The sequence below is a fragment of the Flagellimonas abyssi genome (assembly GCF_019457905.1).
Lineage (GTDB): Bacteria > Bacteroidota > Bacteroidia > Flavobacteriales > Flavobacteriaceae > Flagellimonas > Flagellimonas abyssi.
Genome location: NZ_JAHZSV010000108.1, coordinates 1 through 356, shown reverse-complemented (window position 1 = coordinate 356; position 356 = coordinate 1). Strand labels below are relative to the sequence as shown.

The window sequence follows — 356 nt, the reverse complement described above, 5'->3', positions numbered from 1 at the left end:
GCCCTAGCGGTCCGTTTCAGATCGAAAAACCGATGTCCCTGCTCCGAAAACAGTTCCACTGCCCTTTCTTTATAAATCGCATCCAAAAGTGCTGTACCGGACAGTCCCGAAATCGGGGCAAGCAATGCCCGATGTCGGACCCGGTTCAGATAAATCAGGGCCTCAGCATCCTGGCCCAAACGTGCATAGGCCTCCGCGCCAATCAAATACAGCTCGGACAACCGGAATAAAATGGAGCATTCCTCTGTACTAGGGCTTGGTGCGTTCAACTTGTATTTATTGGCATAGTACCAGATTTCAATTTCACCAAAGACTTGGCCCACCCAGGCCTGCAAACGGCCATCCCCAGCTTCGAA

General features: G+C 51.7%; 1 protein-coding gene. It reads right to left on the bottom strand.

The annotated features are described in order from the left end of the window. The coding region (locus tag K1F36_RS20025) for a RagB/SusD family nutrient uptake outer membrane protein (RefSeq protein WP_220115363.1) at positions 1–356 on the bottom strand (356 nt) is incomplete at both ends.